The sequence below is a fragment of the Micromonospora maris AB-18-032 genome (assembly GCF_000204155.1).
Lineage (GTDB): Bacteria > Actinomycetota > Actinomycetes > Mycobacteriales > Micromonosporaceae > Micromonospora > Micromonospora gifhornensis.
The window spans coordinates 1,370,758-1,397,095 of record NC_015434.1 but is presented as its reverse complement, the minus strand read 5'-3'; the positions used below and the strand labels follow the sequence as shown (position 1 = coordinate 1,397,095).

30 protein-coding genes and 1 pseudogene are annotated in these 26,338 nt (G+C 72.1%); 21 read left to right on the top strand and 10 right to left on the bottom strand.

Annotation, left to right across the window (positions count from 1 at the left end; genetic code table 11):
* Positions 1–20 precede the first annotated feature (20 nt).
* The gene (locus tag VAB18032_RS06440; protein ID WP_013731986.1) at positions 21–494 is read left to right on the top strand and encodes a DUF6232 family protein; all 474 of its coding nucleotides are present in this window, start codon (positions 21–23) and stop codon (positions 492–494) included.
* Positions 495–503: 9 nt separating this feature from the next.
* Here the strand turns inward: VAB18032_RS06440 and VAB18032_RS06435 are convergent, their stop codons facing one another.
* The gene (locus VAB18032_RS06435; protein ID WP_013731985.1) at positions 504–1,217 is read right to left on the bottom strand and encodes a hypothetical protein; all 714 of its coding nucleotides are present in this window, start codon (positions 1,215–1,217) and stop codon (positions 504–506) included.
* A gap of 194 nt (positions 1,218–1,411) precedes the next feature.
* On the opposite strand from VAB18032_RS06435, the gene VAB18032_RS06430 reads away from it, so the two are divergent.
* Positions 1,412–1,891, top strand: a complete 480-nt coding sequence (locus VAB18032_RS06430; RefSeq protein ID WP_013731984.1) for a DUF6232 family protein — start codon at positions 1,412–1,414, stop codon at positions 1,889–1,891.
* 34 nt (positions 1,892–1,925) lie between these two features.
* Entirely contained in the window at positions 1,926–2,597 is a 672-nt protein-coding gene (locus tag VAB18032_RS06425) for a hypothetical protein (RefSeq protein WP_013731983.1), read from the top strand.
* Between the two features lie 19 nt (positions 2,598–2,616).
* Here the strand turns inward: VAB18032_RS06425 and VAB18032_RS06420 are convergent, their stop codons facing one another.
* Entirely contained in the window at positions 2,617–3,075 is a 459-nt protein-coding gene (locus VAB18032_RS06420; RefSeq protein WP_013731982.1) for a rhodanese-like domain-containing protein, read from the bottom strand.
* Positions 3,076–3,147: 72 nt separating this feature from the next.
* Between VAB18032_RS06420 and ftrA the strand changes: the two genes are divergently transcribed.
* Positions 3,148–4,140: a transcriptional regulator FtrA gene (ftrA, locus tag VAB18032_RS06415; RefSeq protein WP_013731981.1), complete on the top strand. Its 993-nt coding sequence runs from the start codon at positions 3,148–3,150 to the stop codon at positions 4,138–4,140.
* Positions 4,141–4,147: 7 nt separating this feature from the next.
* Here ftrA and VAB18032_RS06410 read toward each other — a convergent pair whose 3' ends face one another.
* Entirely contained in the window at positions 4,148–5,047 is a 900-nt protein-coding gene (locus tag VAB18032_RS06410) for a ribokinase (protein ID WP_013731980.1), read from the bottom strand.
* A gap of 78 nt (positions 5,048–5,125) precedes the next feature.
* Positions 5,126–5,968, bottom strand: coding sequence for an ABC transporter ATP-binding protein (locus VAB18032_RS06405; RefSeq protein ID WP_013731979.1), 843 nt, complete (start codon positions 5,966–5,968; stop codon positions 5,126–5,128).
* Positions 5,969–6,098: 130 nt separating this feature from the next.
* Between VAB18032_RS06405 and VAB18032_RS06400 the strand changes: the two genes are divergently transcribed.
* Complete coding sequence (locus tag VAB18032_RS06400; protein WP_013731978.1) at positions 6,099–7,109, top strand: ABC transporter ATP-binding protein; 1,011 nt, start codon at positions 6,099–6,101, stop codon at positions 7,107–7,109.
* A complete protein-coding gene (locus VAB18032_RS06395; RefSeq protein WP_013731977.1) occupies positions 7,106–8,119 on the top strand; it encodes an ABC transporter permease subunit in 1,014 nt (337 codons plus the stop codon). The genes VAB18032_RS06400 and VAB18032_RS06395 overlap by 4 nt, the downstream gene beginning before the upstream one ends.
* A gap of 15 nt (positions 8,120–8,134) precedes the next feature.
* Here VAB18032_RS06395 and VAB18032_RS06390 read toward each other — a convergent pair whose 3' ends face one another.
* Complete coding sequence (locus VAB18032_RS06390; protein WP_013731976.1) at positions 8,135–9,310, bottom strand: ROK family transcriptional regulator; 1,176 nt, start codon at positions 9,308–9,310, stop codon at positions 8,135–8,137.
* Positions 9,311–9,451: 141 nt separating this feature from the next.
* On the opposite strand from VAB18032_RS06390, the gene VAB18032_RS06385 reads away from it, so the two are divergent.
* From VAB18032_RS06385 to VAB18032_RS06370, 4 genes are all read left to right on the top strand, one after another.
* Positions 9,452–10,903, top strand: coding sequence for a glycoside hydrolase family 3 N-terminal domain-containing protein (locus VAB18032_RS06385; protein ID WP_013731975.1), 1,452 nt, complete (start codon positions 9,452–9,454; stop codon positions 10,901–10,903).
* Between the two features lie 101 nt (positions 10,904–11,004).
* Positions 11,005–11,544 carry a hypothetical protein gene (locus tag VAB18032_RS06380; RefSeq protein ID WP_013731974.1) on the top strand — a complete coding sequence of 180 codons (540 nt, stop codon included), beginning with the start codon at positions 11,005–11,007 and terminating at the stop codon, positions 11,542–11,544.
* Positions 11,541–12,035 carry a thiol-disulfide oxidoreductase DCC family protein gene (locus VAB18032_RS06375; RefSeq protein ID WP_013731973.1) on the top strand — a complete coding sequence of 165 codons (495 nt, stop codon included), beginning with the start codon at positions 11,541–11,543 and terminating at the stop codon, positions 12,033–12,035. Before VAB18032_RS06380 ends, VAB18032_RS06375 begins: the two co-directional genes overlap by 4 nt.
* Positions 11,998–12,696, top strand: coding sequence for a TetR/AcrR family transcriptional regulator (locus VAB18032_RS06370; protein ID WP_043723225.1), 699 nt, complete (start codon positions 11,998–12,000; stop codon positions 12,694–12,696). Before VAB18032_RS06375 ends, VAB18032_RS06370 begins: the two co-directional genes overlap by 38 nt.
* A 175-nt stretch (positions 12,697–12,871) precedes the next feature.
* Here VAB18032_RS06370 and VAB18032_RS06365 read toward each other — a convergent pair whose 3' ends face one another.
* Positions 12,872–13,531 (bottom strand): GNAT family N-acetyltransferase, encoded by a 660-nt coding sequence (locus VAB18032_RS06365; RefSeq protein ID WP_013731971.1) that lies wholly within the window; start codon positions 13,529–13,531, stop codon positions 12,872–12,874.
* Positions 13,532–13,738: 207 nt separating this feature from the next.
* Between VAB18032_RS06365 and VAB18032_RS06360 the strand changes: the two genes are divergently transcribed.
* Positions 13,739–13,921, top strand: a complete 183-nt coding sequence (locus VAB18032_RS06360; RefSeq protein ID WP_043723222.1) for a hypothetical protein — start codon at positions 13,739–13,741, stop codon at positions 13,919–13,921.
* 142 nt (positions 13,922–14,063) lie between these two features.
* Positions 14,064–14,582 carry a hypothetical protein gene (locus VAB18032_RS06355; RefSeq protein ID WP_013731969.1) on the top strand — a complete coding sequence of 173 codons (519 nt, stop codon included), beginning with the start codon at positions 14,064–14,066 and terminating at the stop codon, positions 14,580–14,582.
* A gap of 4 nt (positions 14,583–14,586) precedes the next feature.
* On the opposite strand, the gene VAB18032_RS06350 is transcribed toward VAB18032_RS06355, so the two are convergent.
* Positions 14,587–15,300, bottom strand: coding sequence for a Clp protease N-terminal domain-containing protein (locus VAB18032_RS06350; protein ID WP_043719826.1), 714 nt, complete (start codon positions 15,298–15,300; stop codon positions 14,587–14,589).
* A 181-nt stretch (positions 15,301–15,481) separates the two neighbouring features.
* On the opposite strand from VAB18032_RS06350, the gene VAB18032_RS06345 reads away from it, so the two are divergent.
* Positions 15,482–16,729 carry a glycoside hydrolase family 16 protein gene (locus VAB18032_RS06345; protein ID WP_013731967.1) on the top strand — a complete coding sequence of 416 codons (1,248 nt, stop codon included), beginning with the start codon at positions 15,482–15,484 and terminating at the stop codon, positions 16,727–16,729.
* 118 nt (positions 16,730–16,847) lie between these two features.
* On the top strand, positions 16,848–17,594 hold the full coding sequence (locus VAB18032_RS31135; protein WP_013731966.1) for a hypothetical protein: 747 nt from the start codon (positions 16,848–16,850) through the stop codon (positions 17,592–17,594).
* Here VAB18032_RS31135 and VAB18032_RS06335 read toward each other — a convergent pair.
* The gene (locus tag VAB18032_RS06335) at positions 17,528–18,184 is read right to left on the bottom strand and encodes a TetR/AcrR family transcriptional regulator (protein ID WP_050814557.1); all 657 of its coding nucleotides are present in this window, start codon (positions 18,182–18,184) and stop codon (positions 17,528–17,530) included. The genes VAB18032_RS31135 and VAB18032_RS06335 overlap by 67 nt on opposite strands.
* Positions 18,185–18,257: 73 nt before the next feature.
* Here VAB18032_RS06335 and VAB18032_RS06330 point away from each other — a divergent pair, with 73 nt between their 5' ends.
* Together VAB18032_RS06330 and VAB18032_RS06325 are read left to right on the top strand one after the other, a co-directional pair.
* Positions 18,258–19,166, top strand: a complete 909-nt coding sequence (locus VAB18032_RS06330) for an alpha/beta fold hydrolase (RefSeq protein ID WP_013731964.1) — start codon at positions 18,258–18,260, stop codon at positions 19,164–19,166.
* 40 nt (positions 19,167–19,206) lie between these two features.
* Complete coding sequence (locus VAB18032_RS06325; RefSeq protein WP_198408950.1) at positions 19,207–20,034, top strand: DUF72 domain-containing protein; 828 nt, start codon at positions 19,207–19,209, stop codon at positions 20,032–20,034.
* Between the two features lie 102 nt (positions 20,035–20,136).
* Here VAB18032_RS06325 and VAB18032_RS06320 read toward each other — a convergent pair.
* Together VAB18032_RS06320 and VAB18032_RS06315 are read right to left on the bottom strand one after the other, a co-directional pair.
* Positions 20,137–20,379: pseudogene (locus VAB18032_RS06320) on the bottom strand (hypothetical protein); the annotation flags it as partial.
* Between the two features lie 199 nt (positions 20,380–20,578).
* The gene (locus VAB18032_RS06315; RefSeq protein WP_043719824.1) at positions 20,579–22,219 is read right to left on the bottom strand and encodes a sigma-70 family RNA polymerase sigma factor; all 1,641 of its coding nucleotides are present in this window, start codon (positions 22,217–22,219) and stop codon (positions 20,579–20,581) included.
* A 168-nt stretch (positions 22,220–22,387) separates the two neighbouring features.
* Here VAB18032_RS06315 and VAB18032_RS06310 point away from each other — a divergent pair, with 168 nt between their 5' ends.
* Genes VAB18032_RS06310 through VAB18032_RS06290 form a run of 5 tightly spaced genes read left to right on the top strand, consistent with a single transcriptional unit; the run spans position 22,388 to position 26,324 of the window.
* Positions 22,388–23,431, top strand: a complete 1,044-nt coding sequence (locus VAB18032_RS06310) for an aromatic ring-hydroxylating oxygenase subunit alpha (RefSeq protein ID WP_013731960.1) — start codon at positions 22,388–22,390, stop codon at positions 23,429–23,431.
* Positions 23,428–23,646 (top strand): hypothetical protein, encoded by a 219-nt coding sequence (locus VAB18032_RS06305; protein ID WP_013731959.1) that lies wholly within the window; start codon positions 23,428–23,430, stop codon positions 23,644–23,646. Before VAB18032_RS06310 ends, VAB18032_RS06305 begins: the two co-directional genes overlap by 4 nt.
* Positions 23,643–24,584, top strand: coding sequence for a PDR/VanB family oxidoreductase (locus VAB18032_RS06300; RefSeq protein WP_013731958.1), 942 nt, complete (start codon positions 23,643–23,645; stop codon positions 24,582–24,584). The genes VAB18032_RS06305 and VAB18032_RS06300 overlap by 4 nt, the downstream gene beginning before the upstream one ends.
* Positions 24,585–24,614: 30 nt before the next feature.
* Complete coding sequence (locus VAB18032_RS06295) at positions 24,615–25,412, top strand: IclR family transcriptional regulator (RefSeq protein WP_013731957.1); 798 nt, start codon at positions 24,615–24,617, stop codon at positions 25,410–25,412.
* Between the two features lie 9 nt (positions 25,413–25,421).
* Positions 25,422–26,324 (top strand): PaaX family transcriptional regulator, encoded by a 903-nt coding sequence (locus VAB18032_RS06290; protein ID WP_013731956.1) that lies wholly within the window; start codon positions 25,422–25,424, stop codon positions 26,322–26,324.
* Positions 26,325–26,338 lie beyond the last annotated feature (14 nt).

Genomic DNA, 26,338 nt, shown 5'->3' with positions numbered 1-26,338 from the left:
TCCCGCGCCCCGGAGTTCCCATGGTCACGTACTACGACGACAAGTCGGTCCAGGTCACCTCCACCGCCGTCACGGTCGACGGCGACGCCTACCCGCTGGCCGAGATCACCGAGGTCTGGCACCACCAGGGCAGCCGGTCGTGGCGGGTGCTGATCGGCCGGGGTGCGCTCGGCGCGGCGATGATCGGCCCGCTGGTGGCCGCCGTTCTCGGCATCGCGTTCGCCGTCTGGCTCGACGGCTCGGCCACCGTCACGGTCGCCGTCGTCGGCGTCTCCATCCTGATCGGACTGGCCGCCGGGCCGATCGCCGACCAGCTCTTCGAGTACTTCGACAGGTCGTACGCCCGGGGCAGCCGCCCTCGCGAGGTCTGGATCCGCTGGCGGGGCCACCCGGTACGCCTGCTGTGCACCCCGGACGCGCTGCGCTTCGGGCAGATCTACCGGGCCGTACAACGCGCCATGGAAGCCCAGGTGCAGGGCCGGGCCGCCCGCTAGCCGACGTGTTCAGGACAGCAGGGCCGGCCTCAACTCGCCACCGAGATTGATCGCGCCGACCACCCCGTGACCGGCCGGGTCGTACACGTTCGTGGTGTTGTTGCGGCGCATCAGTTCCCGCACCGGCTGCGGCAGCGGCGGCGGATCCGACAACGCGGCGTTGATCTGCCGAGCCGCCGAGATCAGCCGGAGGACCAGCTCGGCACCGTCGGTGTCCGGCCGCACCCGGCCGTACTCCCAACCGGTGGTGGTGAGGTCGAACAGCTCGAAGACCGCGGACAGCACCGGGGCGGGGTCGGTGGCCTTCACGACCCGGGACGCACGGTCGCCGAGCACCGTGGCCGCCGCGGCCACCTGCACGTACGGATGCAGGCCGCCCGGCGGATCGAACAGCGGCCACCGCAGCGCCGAGGCGGCCTCCCGCCACAGCACCCGATAGTTGCGACGATCGACCACGAGCCGGTAGCCGGTACGTCGGTGCAGGTCGGCGGCTTGCGCCAGCAGATCCGTGTGGGCCGCGTCGGCGACCTCGCGCACGATCCGGGTCGCCACGACCAGACCGTCCTCATCGTCCAGCAGCCGCGTGATCTCCTCGATCTGATCACGGGCACGGACCTGGCTGCGGCTGCCGAAACCGTGCCGGACCTGCTGTAACAGCGCCTCCTGCCGGCCGGGATCGTGCTCGACCTGCCGCCCACCCAGCACACGCTGGAGCCACCCCATAGAGCCTCGTCTCCGCAGTCACCTCAAGACGCGGCGATGTTAGCGTGCCGCCCGCACCGGCGAGCATCGTCGGGGCCGGTGCCGACGATCCGGCGTGGATTTCACAGGTGCCGCCGGGCGCACCGAGGGCAGCCGATCGCCACAGGGTGACGACGCCATCGCCATGGGTTGCCGGAAGATGGTTAGGCTTAGTGATGGCGCTCTATTACCAGGACGACACGGTGCAGGTTTCCTCGGAGTCGATCCGGGCCGGAGGACACGTCATCCCGATCTCCGAGGTCACCTACGTCTGGCATCAGAAGGGACGCACCACCCTCGCGGTGCGGGGGCGGGTGCTCGGCCGGGGCGTACTGGTGCTGCTGCTGTCCCTGCCCCCGCTGGTCGGGCTGGTCTGCGTACTGTCGCTGGTCTGGTCGGCACCGGACCGGGGTTGGGTGCCGGCGCTCGTGGTGCTGGTGGCCTGCCTGGTCATCGCGCTGGCGCTGGTGCCGTTCCTGGAGATCCCGCTCGGCTGGCTGGACCGCTCGTACGAGCGCGGCAACCGGGTCCAGGAGTTGTGGGTGCAGTACCGGGGGCAGGAGGTCATGATGTTGCGCACCCCGGACGCGCTGCGCTTCGGGCAGATCTACCGGGCGGTGCAGCGGGCCGTGGAGCAGCAGGGCGACCACTGGTGAGCGGCCCTCGCCCGCCCGAGGAACACTGGAGCCCATGGTGATCCCCCTTCCCCGGCCGACCGCGGTCGTCGGCCTCACCCGTTCCGCCCTCGACTCGGCCGCGTCCTTCGCCGCGATCCCGGCCCGCGCCTTCGCGGTGCTCGACGGGGTGGAGGCGTTGCTGACCCGGATCAACGGGGTGGTGGATCGGATCGAGCAGACCCTCGACCGGACCGACCAGGTGCTCGCCGACGCCGAGGTCGCCGTCCGGGAGGTCGCGGTGATCAGCGCCGCCGCGACCGTCGCCGTCGACAACGCCGGCACGGTCGCCGCCGCCGCAGCCGACGTGGTGGCGCGGGCGGAGAAGGTGTCCGGCCAAGCCGCCGAGACGGTCGGCGCGGCGGCCGAGGCGACGGCCACCGCCGCCGAACTGCTGGCCGCGTACGAGCCGGCGTTGCGCCGGGCCGCACCGATGGCCACCCACTTCATCGAGCAGCTCAGCCACGAGGAGGTGGCTGCGGCGGTACGGCTGGTCGACGAGTTGCCGAAGCTGCGCCAGCACCTCACCGCCGACGTGATGCCGATCCTGGCCACCCTGGACCGGGTCGGCCCCGACCTGCACGACCTGCTCGACGTCACCCGGGACCTCAAGCTCGCCGTGGCGGGCATCCCCGGCCTGGCGATGCTGCGCCGACGCGGCGAGAAGCTCAACGACGACGGGAGCTGACCGCGGGCGGAGCCGTTGGTCAGCAGTCGCAGCCGACGGCCGCGCGGGGCGCGGTCAGGTCGTCCACCGGTCGACGGATCGACCCGGTCGCGGTGACCACCGGCAGGCCCTCGCGGACCCAGTACTCGTAGCCGCCGCGCATCCGCTTGACCGGGTAGCCGAGCCGGGCGAAGGCCAACGCGGCCCGGGTGGCACCGTCGCAGCCGGGACCCCAGCAGTAGGTGACCACTCGCGTGCCGGCCGGGACCACCCGTGCGGCCTGCTCGGCGATCCGGGCGGTGGGCAGGTGCACCGCGTCGGGCAGGTGACCCTGGGCCCAGGCGGCCTCGCCCCGGGAATCCACCACGACCAGGTCGGGCACCCCGGCGGTGAGGTCGGCGTGCACGTCGGCGACGTCGGTGGTGACGCTCAACTCGGCCAGGAAGTGGGCGATGGCGGTGGCGGGCTCGGCGGCCGGTACGGCGAAAGCGCGGGTCATGGGAACGATCCTGGCCGCCGCCCGGGCACGCGGACGAGTGGCAGGGACGACGTACTGCGCTAACATCCCGCCATGGCTCCGGTCGCCCGCACCGTCGCCGTGCTGGCGTACCCGGGAATGTCGGTCTTCGAGACCGGCATCGTCACCGAGGTCTTCGGACTCCCCCGCCCCGAACTCGGCGTGCCCTGGTACGACCTGCGGCTGTGCGCCGAGCGGCCCGGCCCGGTGCCGGTGATCGGTGGCGCCACCCTGCACAGCCCGTACGGCCTGGACGTGCTGGCCGAGGCCGCAACGGTGATCGTGCCCGGGGTCTGCGACGTGCACGCGACACCGTCTGCGCAACTGGTGGCGGCGCTGCGTCACGCGCACCGGGCCGGCGCCCGGCTCATGTCCATCTGCTCGGGCGCGTTCGCGCTGGCCGCCGCCGGTCTGCTCGACGGTCGCCGGGCCACCACCCACTGGCGGTACGCCGATCTGCTGGCCCGCCGCTATCCGGCGGTGACCGTGGATCCCGACGTGCTCTACGTGGACGACGGTGACGTGCTGACAAGCGCCGGCAGCGCGGCCGGTCTGGACCTGTGCGTGCACGTGGTACGGCGCGACCATGGCGCGGCCGTGGCCAACGCGGTGGCCCGCCGGTTGGTGACCGCGCCGCACCGCGACGGTGGGCAGGCACAGTTCATCGAGGCGCCGGTGCCGGCGGGGGCGGACGACGACCGGGTCGCCGGCAGCATCGCCTGGGCGCTGGCGCACCTCGCCGAGCCGGTGACGGTGGCCCGGCTGGCCCGGCAGGCGCACATGTCACCGCGCACCTACCTGCGGCACTTCGCCCGGGCCACCGGCACCAGCCCGATCCGCTGGCTTGTCGACCAGCGGATCCGGGCCAGCCTGGCGCTGCTGGAGACGACGGATGCGCCGGTCGCGCAGATCGCCGCGGCGGTCGGGTTCGAGACCGCGGTGACGTACCGCCACCACTTCACCCGGGCGATGCGGACCTCACCCTCGGCGTACCGGCGGGCCTTCCGCGCCCATGACGGGGCGGCGACGGCCTCCGTCGACCGGTGAGGCCGGGTCAGGTGGCGGGGAGGTAGAGCTGATCGATCTCGGCGCGGTGCGGCAGCGACACGCTCGCGCCGAGCCGGCGTACGCAGGCCGCGCCGGCCGCCGCCGCCCAGCGGACCGCGTCGACCAGGTCGCGGCCCTCACCCCAGGCCACCGCGAGCGCGCCGGTGAACGCGTCCCCGGCGGCGGTCGAGTCGACGGTGTCCACTGTGGTCGCGGGCACGTGCACGGCGGTGCCGTCCCGGTCGCCGTACCAGGCGCCCTGCGCGCCGAGGGTCAGCACCGCCCGGGGCACCAGGTCGAGCAGAGCCTGGGGCTCCTCCCGCCCCCGACCGGTGTACGCCTGCGCCTCGTTCTCGTTGACCACCAGCAGGTCCACCACGGCCAGCAGCTCGGGCGGGAGCGGCAGCGCCGGTGCGGCGTTGAGCACCACCCGGGTCCCGGCAGCGCGGGCCGCGACCGCCGCCTCGGTCACCGTCTCGACCGGAATCTCCAGCTGCGCGACAAGCACGTCGGCATCGCGTACGGCGGCGAGTTCGCTCTCGGTGAGCGCCCTCAGCGAGTCGTTGGCCCCCGGCGTGACCAGGATGGCGTTCTCACCCTCGGCGTTGACCATGACCAGGGCCACCCCGGAGGCGCCGTAGGTGGTGCGCAGCTGGCTGGTGTCCACCCCGGCGGCGGTGATCCGGGCCCGCAGGGTCACCCCGAACGAGTCGGAGCCGATCGCGCCGAGGAAGGTGCAGGCGGCACCGGCACGGGCGGCGGCGATCGCCTGGTTGGCACCCTTGCCACCGGGCACGGTGACGAAGTCGGTGCCGAGGGTGGTCTCCCCCGGGCGGGGCAGGTTCGGCGCGGTGGCGACCAGGTCCATGTTCGCGCTGCCCACCACGACGACTCGGGTCTGTGGCACCGGAGCCTCCTGCGTCTTGTTAACAGGGGCCCCCTGCTCTACCGGAGACGTTAAGCAGGTGCCCTTCCTTACACCGCCTCAGGCGGCGCGGGCGGTGAAGCGGTCGCCGGTGCGGTCGACGAGCAGCGGCAGGCCGAAGGTCTTGGTGAGGTTGTCGGCGGTGAGGGTCACCTCCAGCGGGCCCTGCGCCATCACCGCGCCGTCGCGCAGCAGCATCGCGTGGGTGAAGCCGGGCGGGATCTCCTCGACGTGGTGGGTGACAAGCACCAGCGCGGGGGCGTCCGGATCCTGTGCCAGCATGGCCAGGCGGGCCACCAGGTCCTCCCGGCCGCCCAGGTCGAGCCCGGCCGCCGGTTCGTCGAGCAGCAGCAGCTCCGGGTCGGTCATCAGGGCCCGGGCGATCTGCACCCGCTTACGCTCCCCGTCGGACAGGGTGCCGTAGTCGCGGTCGGCCAGTGCGCCGGCACCGAGCTGGTCGAGCAGGGCCAGGGCGCGGGCCTCGTCGGCCGGGTCGTACTCCTCCCGCCAACGGCCGACCACCGACCAGGCGGCGGTCATCACCACGTCGCGGACCTTCTCGTCGGCGGGCAGCCGCTCGGCCAGCGCCGCCGTGGTCAACCCGATGCGGGTACGCAGCTCGTTGAGGTCGGTACGGCCGATCCGCTCGCCCAGCACGTGTGCGACGCCGGTGGTCGGGTGCAGCCGGCCGGCGGCGAGGTTGAGCAGGGTGGTCTTGCCGGCGCCGTTGGGGCCCAGCACCACCCAGCGTTCGTCCGCCTCCACCCGCCATTCGACATCGTGCAGCAGGGCGGTGCCGGACCGGCGTACGCCGACGCCGTCGAGGCTGACCACCAGATCCGCGTCCATGGATGCAGGGGCGGGTGTGGCGCCACCGGCGCCAGCGATCAGGTCACCAGTCACCCGCCCATCCAACCACGCATCGCGTGCCGCCCCCACGGGCGGGCGCTGCCACCGTAGGGTGAGCGCCGTGTCGTTGCTCACCTGATCCGGAGGGGCCGTTCATGCCCAGTCGTCGTCGGGGCCCCTCCGCGTGAGCGGGGTCATCGAAATCGAGGGTCTGCGGAAGACTTTCCGCAGCGTACGTAAGGGCCACCGGGTCGCCGTCGCCGGCTTCGACCTGCTGGTCGAGGCCGGTCAGGTGCACGGCTTCCTGGGCCCCAACGGGTCGGGCAAGACGACCACCCTGCGGGCGTTGCTCGGGCTGGTCCGCGCCGATGCGGGACAGATGCGGGTGTTCGGCGCCGACGCACCGCAGTCGCTGCCCCAGGTGGCCCACCGGGTCGGCGCGATCGTGGAGAGCCCGCAGTTCTTCGGCAACTTCACCGGCCACCGCACCCTGCGGCTGCTCGCCCTGGCTGGTGGCGTACCGGTCAGCCGGGTCGACGAGGTGCTGGAGCAGGTCGGCCTGCGCGATCGTGGCCACGATCGGGTAAAGGGTTACTCGCTGGGCATGAAGCAGCGACTGGCCGTGGCCTCGGCCCTGCTCAAAGGGCCTGAACTGCTGATTCTCGACGAACCGGCCAACGGGCTGGATCCGGCGGGCATCCGGGAGATGCGGGACCTGATGCGCACGCTGGCCGGCAATGGGGTGACCGTGCTGGTCTCCAGCCACATCCTGGCCGAGATCCAACTGATCTGCGACCACGTCACGATCATTTCGCGGGGGCGGCGGGTGACGGCCGGCCCGGTGACCGAGGTGCTGGCCGGATTCGACCGCAACGAGTGTCTGGTCCGCGCCGACGACCTGATCCGGGCCGAGCAACTGCTGCAGGCCGCCGGGCTGACCGTCACCGCCCACGCCGACCACCTGGTGGTCGGTGGGGTACCGGACCCGACGCTGATCAGCCGGACGCTGGGCGAGCAGGATGTCTGGGTACGCGAGCTGACCCCGGTACGGCCGGATCTGGAGAGCGTCTTCCTGGAGTTGACCGGTGCCGGGCAGCAGCCGACGCTCCCTCGGCAGACCGACGGTGGATCCGCACCCGGCCCGTCCGGCGCACCGTCGATCGACCTCGACGAGTTCCGGGGGGTGCAGGCGTGAACCTGATCCGCGCCGAGGCGGAGCGGCTGGCCGCCCGCCGATTCGTGCAGCTGATGGTGCTCCTGCTGATGTTGGCGTTCGTGGTGACGGCGGGGACCACCCTGGCCAGCTCACACACACCCACGAGCGCCGAAGTGGCCGCGGCCGAGCAGCAGGCCGCCGCCGAGCGCAGCGTGATGGAGCGGGAGCACGCCCGCTGCCTGGCCCGGGACCGCGGTGAGGCGTGGGCCCACGACGGCAACCACTACCTGCCCGCCGATTGCCGCGAGATCGATCCGGTGGTGCAGGGTTGGTCGCCGACGGCTGCCAACTACCTCACCGACGTGTTCACCTTCACCCAGCAGGCCGAGGCGCTGCTGTACTTCCTGGTGGCCTTCCTGGTGCTGTTCGGCTTCCTGGTCGGTGCCTCCTACATCGGCGCCGACCTGAACTCCGGCGGGGTGGTCAACCTGCTGCTGTGGCGACCCCAGCGGCTGACCGTGCTCGGCACCAAACTGGGCACCCTGCTCGGCGCGGTCCTGGTGTTGTCGGTGCTCGCCTCGGTGGCGTACCTGGTCACCTTCTGGGTCATCGCCCAGGTCGCCGGCTATCCGGGGCCGACCGATGCGACCTTCTGGGCCGACCTGGCCGCCCGGTGGGGCCGGGGCGTCGGGTTGGTGGTGTTCGCCACGGCGATCGGCTTCGCCCTCGCCACCATGGGTCGGCACACCGCGGCGGCGGTCGGCGCGGTGCTTGCCTACCTGGTGGTGTGGGAGATGGGCGGGCGGATCATGATGCAGATCCTGGACGTCTCCCGGCCGGACCAGCTGCTGCTCAGCAACTACGTGGGCGCGTGGCTGGCCGGCGAGCTGCGGTTCTGGGACGCCACGCCCTGCGCTGACGCCTTCACCGGGTACTGCAATGGCACGTACCCGCTGACCTGGCAACTGGCGCTCGTGGTCCTGCTGCTGTGCACCGCCGGGCTCACCACCACCGCGTTCGCCGTGTTCCGCCGCCGCGACCTGATCTGACGCCTGCGTCGGCGCTCAGCCGACCGTGGAGCCGAAGACCTCGTCGCGGACGGCGTCGAGGGCGGTGCGCAGTGCGCCGCGCAGGATCGGCTCCTCGGGCAGGCCGGTGGGCACCACCCGGGGGCGGACCAGCGTGATGGCGGCGACCTCGTGCTGCACCCGCTCGGCCAGCGCGGCCCCGCCGGCCTGGCCGACCTCCCCGGCGAGCACGACCAGCGGCGGGTCCAGCACCACGCAGGTGCTCGCCACACCGAGGGCGAGTCGGCGGGCCACCTCGTCGAGCATCGGTCCGCCGGCCGTACCGGCGGCGATGGCGGCCTTCACCGCCTCGGCGGCGCCACCGTCGGGGTAGCCGTGTTCGCGCGCCAGGGCAAGGATCGCGTCCGCCCCGGCGACCTGCTGGAAGGCCGGCTTGGCGCGGCGGGACACGTCGCGTGGGATCGGTGCGCCGGGCACCGGCAGGTAGCCGATCTCGCCGGCCGCGCCGCTGCTGCCGTGGTGCAGCCGCCCGCCCAGCATGATCGCCAGACCGACGCCGGCACCGATCCAGACCAGCACGAAGTCGGACATGCCCTGGGCCGCGCCGGACTGCGCCTCGGCCACCGCGGCGAGGTTGACGTCGTTCTCGAAGACGACAGGGGTGTCCAGGTCGTCGCGGAGCGCGGCGAGCAGGCCGCGGTGCCAGCGGGGCAGGTTGAACGCGAAGGTGATGTCGCCGGTGCCCGGATCGACCAGGCCGGGGGTGCCGAGCACGATCCGCCGTACGCTCGACAGTTGGGCGCCGGCGCTGCTGGCCGCCTGGACCACGGCGTTGTGCACCACGCCCACCGGATCGTCGGTGTCCTTCGTGGACTGTTCCACCCGGCCGGCGACCGTGCCGGTGATGTCGGCGCAGGCGGCGACCACCCGCTCCGGACCGACGTCCACCCCGACCACGTACGCGCTGCCCGGTCGCACGGCGTAGAGCTGGGCGTTCGGCCCGCGCCCGCCGGCCTGTTCACCGACCCGGGTGACCAGACCGCGTTCCTCCAACCGTTCCACCAGTTGGGACGCGGTGACCTTGGACAGGCCGGTCAGCTCACCGATCCGGGCCCGGGTCAGTGGCCCCTGCTCCAGCAGCAGTTCCAGCGCCGCACGGTCGTTGAGAGCCCGCAACAGCCGTGGGGTGCCGGGGAGCCGGGTCGCACTCATGCCATGTCCTCGAATTTAGTGAGCTTTGCAAACTATGACTTTGCTACGAACGGGTAGCCGTAGCGTATCGGCAGGGTGGAAACGGATCGCTCAGCCGATCCGGCACCACGATCAGCGCCGCCGGCACCGGAAGGAGAAACCGTGCGGCTGGATCCCGGACTTCGCCGGCTCGCCCTGGGCACTCTGCTGGCCGCGTACCCGGGGTCGACCCCACCCGACTGGGCGGTCGAGTTGGTCGCCGACGGACTGGCCGGGCACACCCTGTTCGGCCGCAACATCGACGAACCGGCACGGGTGGCGGCGAGCACTGCCGCGTTGCGCACCGCTCGGGCCGACGTCCTCGTGGGCATCGACGAGGAGGGCGGCGACGTGACCCGGTTGGCGCACGCCACCGGCAGCCCGTATCCGGGCAACGCGGCGCTCGGCGCGATCGACGACGAGGCGTTGACCCGGGACATCCACCGGGCCATCGGCGGGGAGTTGGCGGCGCTCGGCATCACCGTGAACCTGGCGCCCACCGTCGACGTCAACAGCACCGACGACAACCCGGTGATCGGCACCCGGTCGTTCGGCGCCGATCCGGCACGGGTCGCCGCACACTCCGCCGCCGCGGTCGCCGGCCTCCAGGCCGCCGGGGTGGCCGCCTGCGCCAAGCACTTCCCCGGGCACGGCGCGACGGTGACCGACTCCCACCACGAACTGCCCACCGTGGACGTGCCGCCGGAGGTGCTGCGTCGCCGAGACCTGCCGCCGTTCGCCGCGGTGATCGCGGCCGGAACCAGGGCGGTGATGACCGCCCACATCCGGGTACCGGCCCTGACCGGCGCGGCGCCGGCCACGTTCAGCCGGGCCGTCCTGGTCGACCTGCTCCGCCAGGAGTACGGCTTCACCGGGGCGGTGATCACCGACGCGTTGGAGATGAAGGGTGCCGCGCTCGCGGCCGGCGGGATCGCTCCCGGCGCGGTACGCGCCCTGGCCGCCGGCGCGGACCTGCTCTGCATCGGCGCCAAGGTGGACGCCGGCCTGGTCGAACGGGTGGCCACCGAGATCGTCACGGCGGTGGGCGACGGCCGGCTGGCGCGGGACCGGGTCGAGCAGGCCGCCGGACGTGCCGCGGAACTGGCCGCGTGGACCCGCGACACCGGCCCGACCACCGTCGCCGCCGCCGACCTGGGGTACGCGGCGGCCCGCCGTGCCGTCCGGGTGGAGGGCTCACTGGCCGGGTTGGACCATCCGCTGGTGGTACAGGTGCACGCGCGGTCGACGGTCGTGCAGGGGCGGGTGCCGTGGGGTCTCGGCCCGCACCTGCACGGCACCGAGCTGATCGAGGTGGTGGCCACCGAGGCCGACCCGGAGGAGCTTCGGCGGCGGGCCGGCAACCGGCCGATCGTGCTTGTCGGCCGGCGGCTGCACCAGTTGCCCGGCGGGCCGGAGCTGGTCGCCGCGCTGGCCGGTACGCATCCGGTGGCGGTGGTCGAGATGGGCTGGCCGGCCAGGTGGCGGCCGACCGGCACGCGGGCCTTCGTCATCACCTACGGCGCCAGCCACGCCAACGGTCTAGCCGCCGCCGAGGTGCTGGGTCTGGCCGGCTGAGGCGTACGCCACTCTCGACCGTCGCTCTTGAACATGTTCAAGTTCCACCCTACGCTGGCTCGTGTCGATACTTGAACACGTTCAAATTGGAGCGCGGTGGCATGGACATCAAAGTCTGGATGTACCTGGTCTACCTGGCGGTCAGCATCGGTCTGACCGTCTGGGTGGCCCGGACGCTGGCCCGCAACGGGCTGGTCTTCCTGGAGGAGGTGTTCTCCGACGAGCGGCTCGCCCGCGCCGTGAACAACCTCCTGGTGGTCGGGTTCTACCTGCTCAACCTCGGCTACGTGACGGTGGCGATGCGCCACTCCGAACCGATCGAGTCGACAAGCGAGGCCATGGAGGAACTCTCCTGGAAGATCGGCCTGGTGCTGCTGGTGCTCGGCGCTCTGCACTTCTTCAACGTCTTCACCCTCAACCGCTACCGGAAGAGCCGGCTACGTCAACTGGCCACCGCACCGCCGCTGCCGCCGGCCGGCTTCCTGCCGATGCAGCAGCCCCACCCGGCCGCCGCGCCCGGCCAGCGCCCGGCACACCCGGCCGCATACCCACCGGTGCACCCGGCCGCACCTCCGCCGGCGAACCCGGCGGCACCTCCGCCGGCGAACACGCCCACGCACCCGCCGGCGCCGCCCCGATGAGCACCCACGGCCCGGACCGGGCTGGTGGGATGCCGGATGCCACCACGCACGGGGGTGGTGGCATCCGGTACTTCACAGTCCTCTACGACGCGCACTGCCCGATGTGCCGGGCGGCACGTGGCTGGCTGGCGTCGCGGGCGCAACTCGTACCCCTGGAGTTCGTGCCGGCCGGCTCGGCCGAGGCCCGGCAGCGCTTCCCCGGCCTGGACCATGCCGCGACCCTGCGCGACATCACGGTGGTGGCCGACACCGGGGCGGTGTACGTCGGCGACGGCGCCTGGTTCGCCTGCCTGTGGGCGCTTGCCGAGTACCGGGCGACGGCCGAGCGCCTGGCCGCACCGCACCTGCTGCCGTTGGCTCGACGGGTGGTGGCCGCCGCCTCGGCGCTTCGCGAACGTGTCCGCGAAGCAGGGCCGCCGTCGCTCGACGGTCCGGCGGGATACGGTGGCCCGGATGACCGACCAGTCTGTGCCGACGACCGCTGCGGGTGAGGCGACGACCGCCCGGGGCGAGCAGACCCGGCAGTTGATCCTGGAAACCGCGATGCGGCTGTTCCGCGAGCGCGGGTACGCCCGCACCACCATGCGCGCCATCGCCCAGGAGGCCGGGGTGGCGGTCGGCAACGCCTACTACTACTTCGACTCCAAGGAACGCCTGATCCAGGAGTTCTACACCCGGACCGAGGAGGAGCACCGGGCCGCGGCACGACCGGTGTTGGAGCGGGAGACGACCTTCGCCGGCCGACTGGCCGGGGTGCTGCACGCGGCCATCGACGTGTCGACCCCCTCGCACGACTTCGCAGCCAGCGTCTTCAAGGTCGCCGCGGAGCCCACTTCACCACTGAGCCCCTTTTCGCCCGAGTCGAGCGGCCCGCGCCAGGCCTCCATCGCACTGTTCGACGAGGTGTTGAGCGGCTCCACCACCAAGGTCGACCCGGAACTGCGTCCCCACCTGCCCGAACTGCTCTGGCTGGCGTACATGGGGATAGTGCTCTACTGGGTCTACGACCGCTCGCCGGGGCAGGCCCGTACCCGGGCGCTGATCGACGGCGCGGTGCCGTTGATCGACCGGCTGGTCTCGCTCTCCCGGCTGCGGGTGCTGCGGCCAGTCACCCGGCAGATCGTCGAACTGCTTCGCACCCTGCGCCACTGACCCGTTTGCGCTGGTCAAGTCCACTATTGGACAGCAGTGAATCGACGTTGGATGCTTGCCGTGGAAGCAATCGGATACGTAGCGTGATCGGCAGCGAGCCGCACGCGGACCTGGGGGGAGGCTGCGGACCGTGGATCCGGCCCGGGATCCACGGTCCGCGCCCTGCCGTCGCAGGTCAACTGGGGTAGACCCCGTACGACCGCCAGCCCCGGTCCGGGAAGCCGGCCGCCTCGGCGACCCTTGCCGAGGCAGCGTTGGCCCGGTCGTGCAGATAGGTCGGCACGGCACCCTCGTCGAGCACCCGCCGGGCCGCCTGGGCGACCAGCCGCCGTGCCAGTCCGCGCCCGCGGGCTGAGGGCACCGTGCCCACCGCCAGCTCGTGACCGAAGTGGTCGTGCCGCTTGATCCCGACACCGGCCAGGTAGCGGCCCTGATCGTCGCGGACCACCAGCACGGGCCGGTCGAACAGCCGCAGCCAGGACGGCAGGCCGAGGATGGTGGGGGCGACCCACTCGCCGACCTCGGGCAGTGGCGCGGGTGCCATGGTCCAGCGGAACACGTCGTCGTGCACCGCCCAGCCCGGCTCGCCGACCGCCGCCGGCAGGGTGGGCAGCAGCGTGTCGGGCCGGCGGGCCAGGTCGCGTACCGCGGCGACCCGGTCGGTCGGTACGGACAGCACGGTGCTGGCGCCGGCGGTGACCGCGATCGCCGGTCGCAGTCGACCGTCCCAGGCCGGCTGACTGCGTCGCCAGGAACCGACCACGTGCAGTCCCGCGGGTGCCGGCCACCGCCCCAGCCAGGTGGCCAGGTGCAACTGGAGCCGCCGGTCACGCACCGTCCACCTCCTGCGCCGTCGCTGCCGCCCGCCCACCGTACGACGGATCGGGGCTGCGACGCCGACCGTCCGGCCGGAACGCGTCGGCGCGAGACCTCGGCACGAGTGACCTCGGCGTGATCTTCGCTGGGCACCGGAACCCCGGTCAGCGGTCTACCGTCATACCCAATTCCATACATGTACAACTTTCTCTGGAACGGTGGGCTCATGCCGATGCAACCGCACGACCGTCACCAGCAGGACCTCACCCGGATCTGGCCGGACGGCCACGCCGCGCGACGATTCCCCGACCAACCGCCACACCGCAGCCGCCGTACCGGCCCGCTGTCCTGGGAGGCGCTGAACCGACTTCCGGTGGGCAGTTCGGCCCGCCATCTCAACACGCACTGACCCGGCGGCGACCGCCGTTTTCTCCCCGCCGCAGCCCGAGTGGCCGCGCCGACTCCGACGGCGAGCCAGCACCGCCGTTCGCACACCTGTCGGGTAACGTCTGCTGGTCCTCCGACCGGTTACGACAGGAGCTAGCGCACCCATGGGCAAGAAGACGATCCGCGTCTCCGACTTCAGCGGCACGGTGCTGGGCCCCGACGACGAGGCCGTCCGCGTCGTCGTCCTCGAGCACCCTGACCTGGTGGCCGGGCCCGTGCAGCTGGACGCGACACCGGTGGAGGTGGAGAGCCTCGACGACGCCGCGCTGGACGTGGCGGTGATTGAGATCCATGACCGGCACGGCCACGGCGAGCCGCGCCGGGTGGTGCTGACCGCGAGCGAGTTCGACGCGATGGCCACCGACATGCCGATGGCCCAACTGCTCAAGACCGCCGAGCGGGTACGCCCGCCCAAGGCGCGGCGGGCCACCGAGAAGATCGACTACGGCACCATCGAGCACGCGGGCAAGCCGCACCGGGGGCGGGTCACCGAGGAGGAGGCCCGGCTGGTGCGCGAGCACCTCGACGAGGTGAACAAGCGCCTCGCCGACACCGGCCTGCGCCAGATCGACCCGGCCGACCCGGAGCACGCCGCCCGGTACGGCTTCCCCACCGCCGACTGATCACCTATTCGAACACCCGGAGCTTGTCCAGGGTCGCCACGATGTTCGCCTCCGTGGCGGCCTTGGTCACCCCGAGCCCGGTCAGCACTCCGTCGCCGTCCTCCTGCTCCAGCAGCGCCAGCAGGATGTGCTCGGTGCCGATGTAGTTGTGCCCGAGCCGCAGCGCCTCCCGGAAGGTCAGCTCCAGCGCCTTCTTGCTCGCCGCGTCGTACGGGATCAGGTCGGGCGCCTCGTCGGCCGCCGGTGGCAGCGCGGCGGTGGCGGCCTCCCGTACCGCCTCGGCCGACACACCGGCGGCGGCCAGTGCCTTCGCCGCCAGGGCCTCCGGCTCGGCGAGCAGCCCGAGCACCAGGTGCGCCGGGGTGGTGTGGGCGCTGCCGGCGGCCTTCGCCTCGTTGTGCGCGGCAGCCACCACGTTGCGGGCGCGCGGGGTGAACCGCTGGAAGCCCTCCTGCGGGTCCATCGTCCCGGCGACGAAGCGCTTCTGCGCGGCCTGCTTGCTCACCCCCATGCTGCGGCCGATCTCGGTCCACGACGCGCCGGAGCGTCGGGCCTGGTCGACGAAGTGGCCGATCAGATGGTCGGCCACTTCGCCGATGTGGTCGGCGACCAGGACCGCGCCGGCGAGTTGATCGAGGGCGTCGGTGTGGGTCTGCTTGATGGTCTGGATCAGGTCGTCGAGCCGGACCGTGCTGGTCATCTGGACAGGATTCGTCATGCGTCAACCGTAGGTTGACGCATCGCTCCCGTCAACCCCAGGTTGACGCTGCGCGCCCGGACAAGATCGTTGTTAACAACCTTGACTATATTCATTCATATCGACAGACTGCGATAAGGAGAGCGCTCTCCCTCCCTCGCCGGGGCGTCCGCTCAGTCCGTCCACCTCAAGGAGATCAGCCATGTCCGTCATCTCCCGCAGGCTCCGACGGCCGGCCGCCGTCCTGGTCGCGGCCCTCGTCGCCAGCACCCTCGTCGTACCCGTGAACGCCACCCCGGCCGCCGCCGCCATCGGCGGGCTCACCTGGCAGGACGAGTTCAACGCCCCGGCCGGCACCCCGGTCGACCAGTCCAAGTGGCGCTTCGACATCGGCGGCCACGGCTGGGGCAACAACGAACGGCAGTACTACACCAACAGCACCAGCAACGCTGTGCACGACGGCCAGGGCAACCTGGTCATCACCGCCCGGCGGGAGAACCCGGCCAACTACCAGTGCCACTACGGCCGGTGCGAGTACACCTCGGCGCGGCTGCTGACCGCGGCCACCTTCAACCAGGCGTACGGCCGGTTCGAGGCCCGTATCAAGATCCCCCGGGGGCAGGGCATCTGGCCCGCGTTCTGGATGCTCGGCAGCGACTTCGGCAACGTCGGCTGGCCGGCCTCGGGCGAGATCGACATCATGGAGAACGTCGGCCGGGAACCCAACACCGTGCACGGCACCATCCACGGGCCTGGTTACTCCGGCGGCGGCGGGATCGGCGGCAGCCGCACCATCGGGCAGCCGCTGGCCGATGCCTTCCACACCTACCGGGTGGACTGGGAACCGAACGTCATCCGGTGGTACCTCGACGGCCAGGAGTTCTTCCGGGTCGACCCGAGCCGCCTCGGCGGCAGCCGCTGGGTCTACGACCACCCCTTCTTCATGATCCTCAACGTGGCGGTGGGCGGTAACTGGCCCGGCTACCCGGACGGCAGCACCCAGTTCCCGCAGCAGATGCTCGTCGACTACGTCCGCGTTTACGGCTACGTCCCGGACGGCAACACCGGCACCACCCGCATCCGCGGCCAGCAGAGCGGTCGCTGCATCGACATCCCCAGCGCCAACCCGTACGACGGCGCGCCGCTGCAGATCTGGGACTGCAACACCACCGCGGCACAGGCGTGGACCTTCGCCGCCGACGGCACCATCCGCGCCATGGGCAAGTGCATGGACCCGGCCTGGGCCGGCACCGCCAACGGCACCGAGGTCAACCTGGTCACCTGCAACGGCAACCCGGCCCAACGCTTCACCCTCAACGCCGCCGGAGACCTGGTCAACCTCAACGCGAACCGCTGTGTCGACGTCCGGGACAACAACCCCGCCAACGGCGGCCGACTGCAACTGTGGGACTGCACCGGTGCCGCCAACCAGAAGTGGTCGCGGGCCTGAGCAGACACCATCGCCGGGGCGCATCGTCGTCGAACGATGGTGCGCCCCGGTACGTAAGCGTCGGTGACGGGCGCGGTGGGTAGTAGCCCGCAACAGTCACCGAGGTGCGGGAGGCGAGATGGACGACGCGCGGACGAGCGGCGGGCGACAGCTCTGGTGGTGGCTCGGCGGCGTGCTGGTGCTCGTGGTGGTGGTGCTGGTCGCCAGCTGGACCTGGGTGACGGTACGCGGCGACGGGCGAGCCGGGCACGTCGTCACCGGCGCCGCCGACGATCTCCAGGAGGCCACCTTCGTCCTGCTCGACGGTGCCGACGTGATCCGGGTGCGCACCGCCGACCTGGGCGAGGACGCCTACCGGGTGTCCACCCCGCGCGACGCCAGCGTCCGGCCGGCCGTCTCGCGCACCGACGACACCCTGATGACCAGCCTGCGCGGCACCGGTAAGGACGGTCCGGCGATCGTCGAGGTGGTGCTGCGCGAGTCGGTACGCTGGCACATCCGGCTCGACGGCGGAGCCAAGGAGCAGCACCTGGACCTGAGCAACGGCCAGGTCAACGGGGTCGAATTCACCGCGGGCGCGAACCGGATCGAGCTGACGCTGCCCGCACCCACCGGCACCCAACGCGTCGTGCTCGGCGGCGGCGCCAGCCAGGTCGTCGTACGCCTCGGCACCGATGCGCCGGTCCAGGTGCGCGCGGGCGGTGGCGCCGGCTCGGTCACCATCGACGGCACCACCCACTCCGGGGTAGCCGGCGGCAGCACGTTCACCGCCCCGCAGTGGGAGACGGCCACCGACCGCTACGACATCGACGCGACCTCCGGGGTATCGCACCTCTCCGTCGAACGCGCCGACGCCGGTCGCTGAGCACCGGCGAAGAGTCGGTCGAGCTGGTAGTCCAGCAGGGCGAGGGCCGCCTCGGGCGTCCGCATCGCCGCCATCACCCCGTCGGCCAGGCCGGTCGCCAGGGCCAGCAGGTTGACCGCCTCCGCCTCGACGTCGCACTCGTCGGAGACCTCGCCGGCTCGTTGCGCCGCGCGGAGCAGGTCGCCGAGCAACGCCTCCAGATCGCGGGAGTACCGGCTGTAGGAGAGCTCGGCCAGCGCCGGGTCGGTCAGTGCGAGCGCGTGGTAGGCGGCGAAGACGGTGTACGCGGCGCGCTGCTCGACGTCGACGGGGATGATCTGGACCAACCAGGCGCGTACGCCGTCCCGGCCGGCACCGGTCGGCATGCTGCCGGCGACCCGCCGGCCGACCATCTCGGCCTGGTGTCGCAGGCCGGCGAAGAGCAGCTGCTCCTTGCTGTGGAAGTAGTACTGCACGGTGCTGACCGAGACGCCCGCCTCGGCGGCCACCGTCCGCATGCTCGCGGCGTGCAGCCCACGACTGGCCGCGATGCGCAGGAGCGCGGCGAGGATCTGCCCTCGACGCTCGTCGTGGTCGGACAGTTTCGGCACCGTCACCCTCCCTGGTCACCTTTGGTAGTACGAGTGTATAGTACGGCCGTACCACCAAGACGGGGAGGTTCGCATGGCGAAGACCAGGCAGACGAAGGTCGGCCGATTCACCAGCGACGCGACGCGGGAACGCTTCCTGCAGGCGTACGACGTGGCGATGCAGGCCTGGCCGCAGCCCCGGCAGGAGTTCGACGTGCAGACCCGGTTCGGCACGGTCCGCGCCTACCGCCACGGCGCTGGTCAGGGCCAACCCCTCGTGCTGCTGCACGGGGCACAGGGCAACTCCGCCAACTGGTACCGGCACGTCGCCACGCTCGGCGAGCACCACCCCGTCTACGCGCTGGACTCCGTCGACGACCCGGGCCGCAGCGTGCAGTCCGCACCGGTACAGGACAGCGCCGACGACGCCGCCTGGATCGAGGAGACCCTCGCCGGCCTCGGACTTGACGGCGTACACCTGGTCGGCATGTCCTACGGCGGCTACCTGGCCCTGGCTCACGCGGTGCACCAGCCCGCCCGGCTGGCGTCGGTCACCCTGCTCGACCCCGGCGGGCTGCAGAAGGTGCCGGTCAAGTTCTACGCCAACCTGATCGCGGGTGCCCTGGCGACGTTGGCACCCCGCAGCACCCGGGCCTGGTTCGCCGACCGGCTGGCCAACGCCGCGCTCGTGGAGCCCGCCGAGCAACTCGCGCCCGTCATGATCGCCGCCCGGTACTGGCGCTCCGGTCGGGCCGCTGCCGCCCGGCCGTTCACCGACGACGAACTGCGCTCCATCGGCGTACCTGTGCAGTTGGTGGTGGCCGAACGTAGTTCGCTGCTGCATCCCGCGCAGGCGGTGGCCCGGGCGGAGGCGTTGATTGCGTCGGTGCGCGCCGAGATCGTGCCCGGGGCCGGCCACGGCCTGCCGTTGGAACGTCCCGAGTTCGTGAGCCGGCGCATCCTCGACTTCGTCGCCTCGGTGGGTAGGCTCGCCGGCGAGTGAGGGGAGGTCGCCGGAGATGCGGCTGCACGTCGGCTGTGCCATGTGGACACACAAGGCGTGGCAGGGCCGGCTGCTGGCGCATCCGCTGCCGGCCGAGGAACGCCTGCGGCACTACGCCGGCTGGTGCGACGCCGTCGAGGGCAACACCACCTTCTACGCGACCCCGGCGCGGGACACCGTGGCCTCCTGGGCACGACAGACCGACGCGAGCTTCCGATTCGTGCCGAAGCTGCCGAAGGTGGTGACGCACGACCATCGGCTCACCGACGTCACCGAGCCGATGCGGGCCTTCCTGGACGCGATCGAGCCGCTGGGCCCCCGCGCCCACGCGCTCTGGGTGCAACTCCCCCAGTCGTTCGCGCCGACGGACGTACCCACTCTGGCCCGCTTCCTGCGCCGGATGCCGAGCAGTCACCGGTGCGCCGTCGAGGTACGCCATCCCGAGTTCTTCACCGACGCCCGGGCGGCGCGAGAGCTGACGGAGGTGCTCACCCGGGCCGGTGCCGAGTGGGTGCCGTTCGACACCACCGCGTTCTTCGCCAGCCCGCCGACCAGCGACGCCGAGCGGGACGCCTGGGTGAAGAAGCCCCGCACCCCACTGCGTACGGAGGCGCTGACCGACCAGCCGATCGTCCGCTATCTCGGCCGTGACGACCCGGACCGCACGGTCGACGGATGGCAGCGCTGGGTCGACATCACCGTCGGCTGGCTGCGCGAGGGACGTTCACCTACCGTCTTCATCCACACCCCGGACAACGCGCAGGCGCCGACGCTCGCCCGCCGCTTCCACGACGAGGTACGCGCCCGCCTGCCCGAACTGGCGCCCCTACCGAGGCCGATCCCGGTCGAGCCCACAACCCTCTTCTGAACGCTCCGTGCGCCCGGTGACCGCCGGCGGCGGCACCGGCAGCGACCGGCCACCCGGCGAAGCGTCGCCGGAGGGCCGCCCCGGACCGCCACCGGAGCGGCGGGTCACCCGGTAGGCGCGGGCGAGCTGGCCCGGCCAGCCCAGGAAGCGATCGAACATGTCGACGGCGCTGCCGGTGACGCTGGGGCTGAGCCGGTGCAGGTCGTCGATGGCGTCGCACAGGCAGCCGGCCAGGTAGAGGCGCAGGCTGACCGGGTTGCCGGCATAGTCGGCGAGCAGGGCGAGCTTGGCCTGCGTGCACGGCCACGGTTGACCGCACCGGCGACACAACCACAGCGGGCGCATCGGTGGATGTTCCGCGGGTTCGGTGGCCGGCAGCGGCGGGGGCGGCTGCTCGATGTGCTCAGCCACGACCACCCCACCCCCGGAGTTCGTTTCCCGGGGAACGAAACTGACACGTCCACTCCGGGACGTCCACGCGTGACCGACGGCACCTCACACAGTGGGAGACTGCGTGACCGACCCATGGATAACGGAAATCGGGTCAGGCCCAGGGATCCCGTACGACGAACGCACTGTCGGCCGCGAAGGCCGAGCTGCCGTCGGGAACGTCCAGCCAGAAACCCCCGTCGCGGTGGTGCACCACGTGCGACGGGTAGTTGTACGACCGCAGGGTCACCGATCCGCTGCTTGCCCCCGGCTCAGGGCAGAAGGTCGCGTCCTCGCGGAAGATCGTCGAGTTCTCCTCGGGGCTGAGCTGCACCTGCATCCCCCAGTGCCGCAGGTAGCGACCGTCGGTGGCGAGCAGGGTGACGCAGTTCGGGTCGGCCAGCCCGCGTTGGACGGCGAAGGTGGCTCGCTGCCGGGCCGATTTCGGGCTGGACCCGTCGACCGTGCCGAGGGTGGCGTACTTGCCGTCGTGGCTGAGGTATCGGCCGGCCTTCCTGGCCGACTCCAGTGACCAGACGCCCACACCGATGGTGCCCGGTGCGATGGCCGGCCGGCTCGACGGCGGCGTGGCCGACGACGGCGGTGGCGCGGGTGGCGCCGGTGGTGGTGCGACCGGCGGCGACGGGACCGGGGACCGCCGGGCCAGGGACGGCTGGGCCGGGGAGGTGGTGGGCGACGGCGCGATGCGCCCCGCTGCGGGCGCCACCGAGGTGGGTGCCGCGATGGCCGGTGGGGTCGGCGTCGCCCCGGACTGCACCACGACCGCCACCGCACCGGCGAGCAGGACCGCACCGGCAGCCAGGCCCGCCATCGGGTGGGCACCGACCACCTGGGAGATCTTGCCGAACAGCAGAGCGGGGGTACCTCCGTTGGTGGTCGCCGCGGTGGAGGCCGCCACCAGCGTCGGCGTGGCCACGGTGGTCGTGGTGGTCGTGGTCAGCAGGCCCTTGGCGGCGAGCGCGGCGACGAGCCCGGCCGGCACCGCCAGCGGCGCGATGCCCAGCAGCAACCGCTCGGTCGGCACCTGGCCCCCGGTGCACGTCGAGCAGGTCGGGCAGGCGCGGGTGTGCCGGGCGATCCGCTTGCGCCACACCGGAGTGGGCGCGCCGTCCCAGCCGTCGACGGCGGTGGCCAGCCCGGCGCAGCGCGGCTGCGCGGCGAGTGCCGCGACGATGCCACGGCTCAGTTCGAGTTGTTCGCGCATCCGTTGCAGGCGTACGCCGACGTGCGCGACCCGGGTGTCACAGGCGGCGGCCACCTCCCGGCGGGTCAACTGGCCGGCGCACTCCTGCCACCACAGGGCCAGCATCGGGCGGTGCGCGGGGTCGAGCCAGCGGCTCGCTTCGACGACCTGACGGCGCTGGTCGGTCAGGTGCAGCCGCAGAATCGCCTCGTCCGCGACGTCGCCACCGGCGGCCAGCAGGTCGGCAGGGTCGACGGCGCTGGCCCGGTGGGTGGCGGTGCGCACCCGCTGGCGGTGGCTGGCGATCTGCCGTACCGCGATCGCGACCAGCCAGGACCGGAAGCTCTCCGGGGCACGCAACGCGGGCAGGTCACGGATCACCCGGACCAGGGTCTCCTGCACCACATCGTCGATGTCGGCGTGACCGTGCAGGGCCCGACCGACGATGTTGTAGAGCAGCGGCAGATGCGCGGCGATGAGCTGCTCACGCGCCGACCTGTCGCCCGACCGCGCCGCGGTGACGAGTTCCACGTCATTCGCAGTGATCGTCATCCAGCACCCGCCCCAATGTGGAGTCTTCCGCCGAGCACGACGTCACACCCTAACCAGAACCGCCCCGATGATCGAGTCATCCTCGGCTTTCATTCAGTGAAAGCTGTGGTCCCGATCACGCGTGGGTCACGGGATGATCCGGCTGGTTCGTCTCAGGAGGAGGTCCCCATGGCGTTCGCACGTGACCAGTGGTACGTGGCGGCCTACGGCAGCGAGGTCGGGCGGGAGTTGCTGGCCCGTACGGTGCTGGGTGAGCCGTTGGTGCTGTACCGCACGGGTGCCGGGGAGGCGGTGGCACTTGCCGACCGGTGTGTGCACCGGCGCTACCCGTTGTCGGAGAGCCGGCTCGATGGCGACACCATCGTCTGTGGATACCACGGCTTCACCTACGACCGGACCGGCTCCTGCGTCTTCGTGCCGGGTCAGCAGCGCATTCCGCGTACCGCCCGGGTGGCGGCGTACCCGGTGGTGGAGCAGGACTCGTTCGTCTGGGTGTTCATCGGTGACCGGGACCGGGCCGATCCGGCCACCATCCCCCGCGCTCCCTGGCTGACCGACCCACGCTACGCGGTGGTGCGCGGGATGGCACCGCTGAACGCGCGGTACGGCCTGCTGGTGGACAACCTGATGGACCTGTCCCACGAGACCTATCTGCACGGTGGCTACATCGGCACGCCCGAGGTGGCGAACACCCCGATCACCACGGAGGTGGACGACGAACGCGGCATCGTCTACGTCAGCCGGCACATGGACGACGCCGAGTGCCCGCCCTTCTACGCGCGTTCCACAGGCATCCAGGGCCGGATCACCCGCTGGCAGGACATCGAGTACCACCCGCCGTGCCTGTACCTGCTGCACAGCCGGATCGCGCCGCAGGGCGTCTACCCGCCGGCGCAGGGCGAGGACAACGAGGCGTTCCACGCCGAGATCGTGTACGCCATCACCCCGTCGACCGAGCACACCACGTACGACTTCTGGGCGGTGGCCCGGGACTTCGCCATCGACGACGAGTCGGTGAGTGAGTACCTGCACCAGAGCAACCACACGGTGGTCATGCAGGACGTGACCGCGCTGAACATCCTGGAGCAGGTGATCGCCGCCGAACCGGAGAAGTACCAGGAACTGAGCATCAACATCGACACCGGCGGCCTGGCGGCCCGGCGGCTGCTGGCCCGCCTGGTCGATGCGGGGAGGGTGGAGGCGACCCGGTGAGCGGGCCGACCGGCATGCTCACCGGTGACCGGGTCTACCGGATCCACTGGATGCCGGGCACCGACATCCTGCGCGGAGTCTGCCACTGCGGGGCCGAACGGGTCGCCGAGGAACCGGTGGAGCTGTGGGAGTGGCTGCTCGCCCACCCGCAGGGCCACCGCTCCCCCGCCCCGCCCGCGCCCGAGCTGCCGACCCGGACGGCGGTGCCGGCGTGACCGAGTGGGACCTGGTGGTGACCGCCCGGGAGCAGGTGGCCCGCGACGTCGTCGCACTCACCCTGGGCCGCCCCGACGGGGGTGACCTTCCGCAGTGGACTCCGGGCGCACACCTGGATCTGCTGCTCGGCCCGGACCTGGTTCGCCAGTACTCGCTCTGCGGCGACCCGGCGGACCGGTCCGGGCTGCGGATCGCGGTGCAGCGCGAGCCGGACGGGCGCGGCGGCTCGCGGCAGGTGCACGACCGGCTGACGCCCGGCGCCACCGTCACGGTGCGCGGTCCCCGGAACAACTTCGCGCTGGTCGCGGCAGCGCGATACCTCTTCATCGCCGGGGGCATCGGCATCACCCCGATCGGCCCGATGGTCGCCGCTGCCGACGCCGCCGGTGCCGACTGGCGACTGGTGTACGGCGGACGCAGCCGCGCCACCATGGCCTTCGCCGACGCGCTGCGGGAGAAGTACGGCGACCGGGTGACCCTGTGCCCGCAGGACGAGACCGGCCTGCTCGACCTGCCGGGACTGCTCGGCCGCCCGGAGGCCGGGATGCTGGTCTACTGCTGTGGCCCGGAGGCGCTGATCACGGCGGTGGAGCAGCACTGTCTCGGCTGGCCGCCCGGCTGCCTGCACGTCGAGCGGTTCACCCCGGCATCCGGCGTCGACGGCGTCGACACGACAGTCGAGGTGGAACTCTCCATCTCCGGCCAGACGCTGACGGTGCCGCCCGGTACGCCGATCCTCCAGGCGGTCGAGGAGGCCGGCGTGCAGGTGCTCTCCTCCTGCCGGGAGGGCACCTGCGGCACCTGCGAGACCACCGTGCTGGCCGGGGTGCCGGACCACCGGGACAGCCTGCTCACCGAGGAGGAACGGGCGGCCGGGGACACCATGATGATCTGCGTGTCCCGGGCCCGTACGCCCCGGCTCGTGCTGGAGCTGTGACGCGCCCGGCGCAGGCGGGATGATGGCGGGGTGGACGCGCAGCCCGGCCGATCGGTCACCAGCAAGGTGCTGGCGCTGCTGGACGCGTTCACCCCCGCCACCCCGGCGTTGACCCTGACCGAGCTGGCCCGCCGCGCCGGGCTGCCGCTGCCCACCGCCCACCGCCGCGCGGCGGAACTGGTCGCCTGGGGCGCGCTGGAGCGTGGCGACGACGGGCGGTACCGCATCGGCCTGCGGCTGTGGGAGGTGGGTTCCCTCGCACCCCGGGGTCTGGGGCTGCGGGAGCTGGCCCTACCGATCATGGAAGACCTCTACGAGGTCACCCACGAGAACGTCCAGCTCGCCGTCCGGCAGGGCCTGGAACTCGTCTTCATCGAGCGGATCGCCGGGCGGCACGCGGTGCCGGTGCTCACCCGGGTCGGGGGGCGGTTCGCGCTGCACGCCACCGGGGTCGGGCTGGTCCTGCTCGCCTACGCGCCGGCCGAGGTCCAGGAGCAGGTGCTGGCCGCACCGCTGGAGCGCTACACCGAGCTGACCATCACCGACCCGAGACGGTTGCGTCGGTGCCTGGCCGAGGTACGTCGGGTCGGGTACGCGGTCAGCGACCGCCAGGTCACCATGGACGCGCTCTCGGTCGCCGCGCCCATCCGGGGATCAGACGGTGTGGTGGCCGCCATCTCGCTGGTGGTGGCCCACGACCGCGCGGACCCGTTGGCGCTGGCGCCGCTGGTGCAGGCGGCAGGCCGGGTGCTGTCCCGGGCGCTGGGCACCTCGTACCGCCGGCCGCCCGGTCGGGTGCCGTCGCCGACGCGTTCTGAGACGCAGTAATTTATCCGGATGTCCGACCTCCATCACGCGCTGGAGCCGCCCACGGACGGCGCGGCGGCGGTCGGGCGGGCGCGGGCGCAACGGCTGCTTGTGACGTTGCTCGGGGACTACTGGCGCGCCGGGCACGCGCCGCTGCCCTCCGGCGGCCTGGTCGCGGTGCTTGCCGAATTCGACATCGCGCCGGCCAACGCCCGCGCGACGCTCAGCCGGCTGACCCAGCGCGGGGTGCTGGAGCGGACCAAGGAGGGCCGCCGGACCAGCTACCGGTTGACCGAGTCGGCGGCGCAGATCCTGCGGCGCGGGGGCCGGCGCATCTTCGCCAGCACCGACGAGAGCAGCTGGGACGGCAGGTGGACCCTTATCGCGTTCACCCTGCCGCTTGACGACGCGAACCAGCGTCGGCTGCTGCGGGCCCGGCTGCGCTGGTTGACCTTCTCGCCGTTGTACGACGGCACCTGGGTCACCCCGCACGACCGTTTCGACGAGGTACGCGAGCAGTTGAGCGAGCTCGGCGTCAGTGATGCGGTGGTGTTGCGCGCCACCGACCTGGATCTGCTGCCCGGTGGCCGGGCCCGGCTCGAGGCGGCGTGGCGGATCGACGAGTTGGCTGCCGGCTACCAGTCCTTTCTGGAGCGTTACCGGGATCTGGTCTGGCCGGCCGCCGCGGGCGAGGTGTCACCCGCGCAGGCGCTCGTGCGGCGTACCGAGATGGTCAACGACTGGCGGGCGCTGGTGGGCGAGGATCCCGACCTGCCGGCCATGTTCCTGCCCGCCTCCTTCCCCCGCGCCCAGGCGCGGGCGATGTTCCTGGAGACCTCCGCGGCGTTGGCCCGGCCGGCGCAGCAGCGTTTCGAGGAGCTCGTCCAGACTCCCGACCATGCGGCAGACGGCGCGAAGTCGCGTCTGAAGTAGATACATTGCAGATT